This is a genomic window from Bordetella trematum (assembly GCF_900078335.1).
GTDB classification, from domain to species: domain Bacteria; phylum Pseudomonadota; class Gammaproteobacteria; order Burkholderiales; family Burkholderiaceae_B; genus Bordetella; species Bordetella trematum.
Genome location: NZ_FKBR01000047.1, coordinates 1 through 5,479 on the forward strand (window position 1 = coordinate 1; position 5,479 = coordinate 5,479).

Consider the following 5,479-nt stretch of genomic DNA (forward strand, 5'->3'; position numbering starts at 1 on the left):
ATCCCTGATATCTGGGGTGGCAATCCATTCCAACTTGCTTTCGGCATGCTGGGAGCAGTCCGGGCACTGCACGGTATCCAGAATGTTGCCAACGGCGCCGTGATCGTCGCAGGTCAGGCAAACCGGACGCATCCCCCGCACCTCGGCCAGCACATCCCCAATCGTCGTGCCGTTTTCCTTCGCCCGCTCCAGCAGGCTGATGATCTGTTGCTTCATGAGGCCTCCTTTTCGCCGCCCAGGGCATCGACCAGCTCGGTCAGCAGCTTCGCCAGCTCGCCGGTCATCAGGGCGAAATCCGAATCAAAACGCTCGTCGCTGGTCTGGCTGGGGTCTGCGCCTTCCTTCAGCACATCCAACGGGGTCACGCGCTTGATATCCAGGCCCTCGGTCAGCACGAAGGACACGCGATCAGCCCAGGTCATGGCCAGACGAGTGCATTGCTTGCCGGATTGGATGTGGCGGCACACGTCATCGGCGTCCACGCTGTGCTTGATGTAGCGGACTGTGGCCTTGCTGGTCCCGCTCGCGCGTAGCTCGGTGTCCTGGTCGATGGTGAAGTTATCGGGCGCTTCGTCTGTCGCCAGCCAGCCAGTCATGGCAGCAGCCGGGGACTGCGTCACGTAGAGGCATTCCAGCGGCAGCGGGTCGACCGTCTTTGCGAGCAGGCCTATGACCTCGTCGGCTTTGCCATCAGCCGCTGCGTCAATCACCAGCCAGCCGTTCTTCGTGTCGATCCATGCGCGGGTATCGCGGTAGACGGACAGGGCGCGCGGCATCAGTTCGTCGGTGACGCGCTCCTTGATTTCCTTCATCTGCTTGCGGCCGGGCTTGTAGCCCTGCTGCTCTTCGATTTCCTTCGCGCGGGCCTTGGCAGCCTGATTGATGGCCGACGACGGCAGTACCTTTTTCTCGGCGCGCAGCGAAAGCAGGATCTGGCCGTTGACGGCATGGGACAGCTGGCCGTTCTCGCGGGGCGACACCCAGCCAAGGCGCTGCATTTCCAGATCGTTGCTGGGCTGGTAGGCATGCTTCGCCAGTGCAGCTTCGAGCGTTTCGCCCAGGCGCGGCCAAGCGGCCGAAAGGCGATAGACCTTTAGGTTTTTGAACCACATAGAGCTTTCCAGGTAAGGATATTACGGGCGGGGAGGGTGCCTAAAGTCTGCTGGCAGCTTAGAATCCACCTCCATCGGACCACGGGACAGCCAATGTTGAATCTGCGTAACTTGCGTGATGTTTCAGTGTGGCCTGAAGAGCTTGAGGCGCTAGGTTCTGGCGGCCATTTTGGCGAGCTAGAGACCTTTGAGGACTGGCTGCCGCGCACTCGACATTTGACTGGCGGACTTCCAAACGAGGTGTTGGAACAATGGCCTTATAGGCATGGGTCACAATCGCCGATGCGATTTATCGACTTAACTTCAGTGTCGTGCCATGAGGAAAGTTGGGCTCCAACGTATTTTTTGAAGTCTGTAGGCACGATCAGAGGGCACGAGCCGATGGACCCAGAGCATGACTACAAGGTCTTTTCTGGTAGCCCCGCCAGCGGTGGGCCTCTGCGCACTGCGGCAGCGATGAACAGGGGAAACTGGGACTATGCCCCAATTGTTCTCGCAACCCCCGGTGGCTTTCTGTGCGCGATCGGTGAGCACATAGAAAAAGAATTTCTACTGATCGAGGGCCATAAGAGGCATCGATACTTGAATGCGCTTGAATTTATGGGGAAGCGGCTTGGCCCTCAGCGTATTTTTGTTTTGACTCTTACCTAGAGCGGAATCAAAATGGAATATCGTCGTCCATATCCGCGAGGCTGGCGGCAGGCGCCGGCCCGCCGCGCTGCGCCGCATACTGGCTCGACTGCGGCTGCTGACGCGCCGGAGGCGGTGCGGCCTGCGCTTCGCGTTGCGGCGCACTGCCAAATTCCAAGGTGGTAATGCGACCAGCCAGTTTGTGGCCCGGCGTGCCGTCACGGCTTTGGAATGTTTCGATATGCACATCATCAAGGGTTACGCTGATGCGGCCTCCCTTGAGCAGATAGGGCGCCAGAGTTTCGGCTCGCTGGCCCCAGAGTGAGCCATCCACCCACTGGGTCGGCCGCTTGCCGTCTTGGCCCTTTTTCCCGTAATCAAAGGCCAGGGAAACACTGGCCACTGCTTCGCCGGCCTGGGTATAGCGGACTTCCACGTCGCGGCCGATCCGGGCCATTCCAAAAAGCTGTGCCATGGTTAAGCTGCCTCCTTGCGCAGCATGGTTTCGTACCGAGTGACAGTGCGCTTGAATTCCATCAGGTCGGATTCCAGCGCCTCGATTGCGTTGTCGTCCCGCTTGATCCGCACGATCGTCAGGTGGCGGCCGATCGGCTCAAGGTCGGGGGCCCACAGGACCAGGTCAACCCATTGCCGGCCGAGCAGCCACATGGCGCCGTTGCACTGGTCGATGTAGCTGCTGATATCGCCTTCGACCACAGCCTCGAACAGCGTGCCGGACGAAACCATCGTCTTGATTTCGATGATTCCATCGGCCTCCACCAGGCCGTCGACGCTCACGCCGAACAGCCGGTCATCGGTGGTGATGAAGCCGGCTTCTTCCACGAAATTGCCGGTCTTGGCTTCATAGGCGGCACGGGCGAAAGGCTCTTGCTCGGTACCAAGGCGCATGGCGCCATTCACGAATACGTCAGCGGCACGTCCGCCGGCGCGCTCGCGCGCAACGTCCATGGCGTAAGACAGGCAGGCCTTCGATGGCGCGCCGCTTTTCAGCCGGTCGCGGCAGTCCTTGAACCGGCTGCCAGTAATGACGCCGCGCCGGGCTTCCAGCCACTCCGGCGTGCCTTGCGGGGCGGTGTGATAGATCAGATCCATCAGGCTTCTCCTTGTTTGAGCATGGCCCGCTTGTCGGCGTATGCCTGTTTGAAGGCAGCGAAGGCCCCCAAATTGTTGGTTTTGCGAATGGCGTCGCAGCCCTGCTGCCAGATTCCTGCCGCCTGGGCGGCCGTGTCGGCCTGGGCAATCTTGCTGATCCACTCGTCGCGCAGGGCGGCATCTTTCTCCGCGCCCGCACCGTCGTTGTCGTCGCCTTTTTCGGAGACGCCCGTGATTGCCTTCAGCGTGTGGCGCTGGAGGTAGGTCACCGTCGAGGCAATGGCCTGGATGCTGTTTTTGTTGCCGCTCTGGTCGGCGCTAGCTTCCAGGGACACGGAGTCGCTGTGGCCCTGGCGGTGCTTGAGAATGCAGGTCACGCGAATCTGCCCGGCGGGCTGCTCCGTGCGCCAGCTCCAGGAGAACCCGTGCCTGGAAAGGGCAGGGCCTACGGCTTCCACAACGTCCGACAGCTCTGCGTGCTTGTAGTGAGTGCGTCCCTTTTGTGAGGTGAAATCTACGGTCTTGCTCTTCAGCACCTCGACCGCCTCGGCCTTGAATGCCGCCAGAGCATCGTTGAACGCTTTTTCGGCCTCGCGGTGCTCCCAGCGCTCCTGCAGGTCCATCATTTTCTCGACCTGCTCAAGAGTTGCACCTTGACGCATTGCCGCCAGCATCATCCCCATGGGGGAGTTTGCGGCCGGGCCTTCACTGTGCGCGGCCAGATCCCGGGCCGGCGCTTCGATAACTTCGTTCATATCTGCCTCAATAGGTGATCTTCACTGCCGGGATCCTCCCCAGGGCAATGAGGGTGATGGCCTGCTTGGCGCAGTCCTCGGGCATTCCGCCAGCGACGAAGGCGGCCAGGGCCGCGCGATTGATGCGCCGGCGGTGTTCTTCATCGGCAGCCCGGCTGGCGGCGAGAGCTTCCTCGGCTGCCCTGGCATCGGCCTGGCGCTTGATCTCGGCCAGGCGCGCGGCTTCAGCGGCTTGCTTTTCTCGCTCGATGGCCGCCAGGCGCTCTTGCTCGGCGCGCTGCTCGGCGGCCAGGCGGTCAGCTTCTGCCTGGGCTGCGGCGCGTTGGGCCTGTTCGGCCTGCAGCTTCAGCTCCAGCTCGCGGCGCTCGGCTTCGGCCTCGCGCTTTGCAGCGGCGTCACGCTCTGCCTGGGCGCGCGCCTCAGCTTCGCGGGTGGTCCGCTCTGCGGCCTCTCGGGCGATGCGCTCCTGCTCGTCTCGCTTCCGGCGTTCTTCTGCCTCGGCGCGCAGGCGCTCAAGATCGGCCTGGTCGGCTTCGTATTTCTCACGGGCGGCCAGCCGGTCGCGTAGGCCGGCGAGGGCCTTTTCCTTGGTGCGGGCTGCCTCGGTTTCGAACTCTTCCCAGTCCGGCCCGATTCCAATAGCCTCCACCGCGATGATGGCGGCGCGCAGAGAGTCAGTGCATTCGCCGTAGTCGGCCACAATGGAGATCATTCCCGCGATGGCGCCTTTGTGCCGCTGTATGCGATCCTCCTCGGCCTGCTCCCATTCGTTCAGCGGGGCGCGCACTTCGTCGGCCAGCGCATCCAGAACGTCACGCATGCGCTTGCGCTCGGCGTCGATCAGCTTCGGGATTTCCTTCAGCCGATCGACTTGCTCCTTGCCCAGGCCGTCGAGTGCGGTCTTGATCTTGCGCACCTTGAATGCCCGGCTGGCGATGGCTTCCCGGCCCTTCTTGGTGCTCAGGTCGGCGGGCTGGCCCAGGACCTCCCGGCGCACGCGCTCAATGTAAGGATCCAGGCCTTTCGGCGTCTGGTAGACCTGCAGCGCGGTTTTCGCCGGCGGCAGTTCAATCAGTTCTGCGACGGACATGTCACTCCTTCGCCGCATACGCGGTCTTTCCGCCATCGCTGGCGGTGTGGATGGGTTCGCCGTGGGCGTCGAGGGTCGGGCCGATGACGCCGGTCATCAGCAGCAGGGAAAAGACGATGGCGGCGCCGCACAGGCCGTAGCAGGCGACGTTGATATCCCACTGCTTGCGGTAGGCCAGCAAGTACAGGGCCAGGGCGCGGCGGGAGAGGGTGCGGAGGCGGGTCATTGGGCACCTCTGGCTGCCGGGCGGATCCATTCGGCGTCAAACGCTGTCATCGCGGAGGCAGGTGTATCGCCGAACCCAGCGACTCCGACCTGAATGTCAGGCCCATAGAGCGCGCACCACTGATCTCCATCGATGGACAGGCTCGGCCGGAACAGAACAGACGGGCGCACCGCTTCGTGCGCTGCTACCCTTTGTGCATCCGCAGCCGCAGCGAATTCGAACCTGACGCTTTCGATGGCATAGCTCAGGCCACTGGCTTCCTGGGACACAGCGCTGCGGACGGCTTCACTCAGGTCACCGCCTTGGATCCGGCTGCGGACCGCGTCATAAACTGCTTGGTAGGTGTCGATCATGCTGTCTTCCTCAGAAACGCCATAGCGCGATCACCGGCCAGGGCAAAGGGATAGGCGGCAGCGAGGCCGCACAGGATGAAAAGGGCGGTGGTCATTGGCGCGCCTCGAAGGTGATGCGCGGCCCAACCAGCTCAGCGGCAACCAGATCGGCAAGCGCGGCTTGTTTTGCCATCGTCAGCCAGCGATTCAGCAGGGACAGC

General features: G+C 62.6%; 9 protein-coding genes. 1 reads left to right on the plus strand and 8 read right to left on the minus strand.

Annotated features, from left to right (window positions below; translation table 11 throughout):
• On the minus strand, nt 1-216 hold a 216-nt coding region (locus A7V84_RS18875), incomplete at its 3' end, for a hypothetical protein (protein ID WP_156508022.1).
• Nucleotides 213-1,112 carry a recombination-associated protein RdgC gene (locus tag A7V84_RS18880; RefSeq protein WP_063492446.1) on the minus strand — a complete coding sequence of 300 codons (900 nt, stop codon included), beginning with the start codon at nt 1,110-1,112 and terminating at the stop codon, nt 213-215. The genes A7V84_RS18880 and A7V84_RS18875, both read right to left, overlap by 4 nt.
• 93 nt (nt 1,113-1,205) lie before the next feature.
• Here A7V84_RS18880 and A7V84_RS21250 point away from each other — a divergent pair, with 93 nt between their 5' ends.
• The gene (locus tag A7V84_RS21250; RefSeq protein ID WP_127070861.1) at nt 1,206-1,763 is read left to right on the plus strand and encodes a hypothetical protein; all 558 of its coding nucleotides are present in this window, start codon (nt 1,206-1,208) and stop codon (nt 1,761-1,763) included.
• A 7-nt stretch (nt 1,764-1,770) separates the two neighbouring features.
• On the opposite strand, the gene A7V84_RS18885 is transcribed toward A7V84_RS21250, so the two are convergent.
• From A7V84_RS18885 to A7V84_RS18910, 6 genes are read right to left on the minus strand one after another with little or no spacing between them, the layout of a single operon-like run.
• Complete coding sequence (locus tag A7V84_RS18885) at nt 1,771-2,199, minus strand: single-stranded DNA-binding protein (RefSeq protein ID WP_235815955.1); 429 nt, start codon at nt 2,197-2,199, stop codon at nt 1,771-1,773.
• 20 nt (nt 2,200-2,219) lie between these two features.
• Nucleotides 2,220-2,855, minus strand: coding sequence for a lambda exonuclease family protein (locus A7V84_RS18890; protein ID WP_063492444.1), 636 nt, complete (start codon nt 2,853-2,855; stop codon nt 2,220-2,222).
• Nucleotides 2,855-3,610, minus strand: coding sequence for an ERF family protein (locus A7V84_RS18895; protein ID WP_063492443.1), 756 nt, complete (start codon nt 3,608-3,610; stop codon nt 2,855-2,857). The genes A7V84_RS18890 and A7V84_RS18895 overlap by 1 nt, the downstream gene beginning before the upstream one ends.
• A gap of 7 nt (nt 3,611-3,617) precedes the next feature.
• Nucleotides 3,618-4,736: a coiled-coil domain-containing protein gene (locus tag A7V84_RS18900; protein WP_235815956.1), complete on the minus strand. Its 1,119-nt coding sequence runs from the start codon at nt 4,734-4,736 to the stop codon at nt 3,618-3,620.
• On the minus strand, nt 4,702-4,926 hold the full coding sequence (locus tag A7V84_RS18905; RefSeq protein WP_063492441.1) for a hypothetical protein: 225 nt from the start codon (nt 4,924-4,926) through the stop codon (nt 4,702-4,704). Before A7V84_RS18905 ends, A7V84_RS18900 begins: the two co-directional genes overlap by 35 nt.
• Nucleotides 4,923-5,279, minus strand: a complete 357-nt coding sequence (locus A7V84_RS18910; protein ID WP_063492440.1) for a hypothetical protein — start codon at nt 5,277-5,279, stop codon at nt 4,923-4,925. Before A7V84_RS18910 ends, A7V84_RS18905 begins: the two co-directional genes overlap by 4 nt.
• Nucleotides 5,280-5,479 lie beyond the last annotated feature (200 nt).

Excerpts from the sequence above, each read along its gene's own strand:
- A7V84_RS18880 (WP_063492446.1), bottom strand. The coding sequence starts at position 1,112 with ATGTGGTTCAAAAACCTAAAGGTCTATCGCCTTTCGGCCGCTTGGCCG.
- A7V84_RS21250 (WP_127070861.1), top strand. The coding sequence starts at position 1,206 with ATGTTGAATCTGCGTAACTTGCGTGATGTTTCAGTGTGGCCTGAAGAG.
- A7V84_RS18885 (WP_235815955.1), bottom strand. The coding sequence starts at position 2,199 with ATGGCCCGGATCGGCCGCGACGTGGAAGTCCGCTATACCCAGGCCGGC.
- A7V84_RS18890 (WP_063492444.1), bottom strand. The coding sequence starts at position 2,855 with ATGGATCTGATCTATCACACCGCCCCGCAAGGCACGCCGGAGTGGCTG.
- A7V84_RS18895 (WP_063492443.1), bottom strand. The coding sequence starts at position 3,610 with ATGAACGAAGTTATCGAAGCGCCGGCCCGGGATCTGGCCGCGCACAGT.
- A7V84_RS18900 (WP_235815956.1), bottom strand. The coding sequence starts at position 4,736 with ATGGCGGAAAGACCGCGTATGCGGCGAAGGAGTGACATGTCCGTCGCA.
- A7V84_RS18905 (WP_063492441.1), bottom strand. The coding sequence starts at position 4,926 with ATGACCCGCCTCCGCACCCTCTCCCGCCGCGCCCTGGCCCTGTACTTG.
- A7V84_RS18910 (WP_063492440.1), bottom strand. The coding sequence starts at position 5,279 with ATGATCGACACCTACCAAGCAGTTTATGACGCGGTCCGCAGCCGGATC.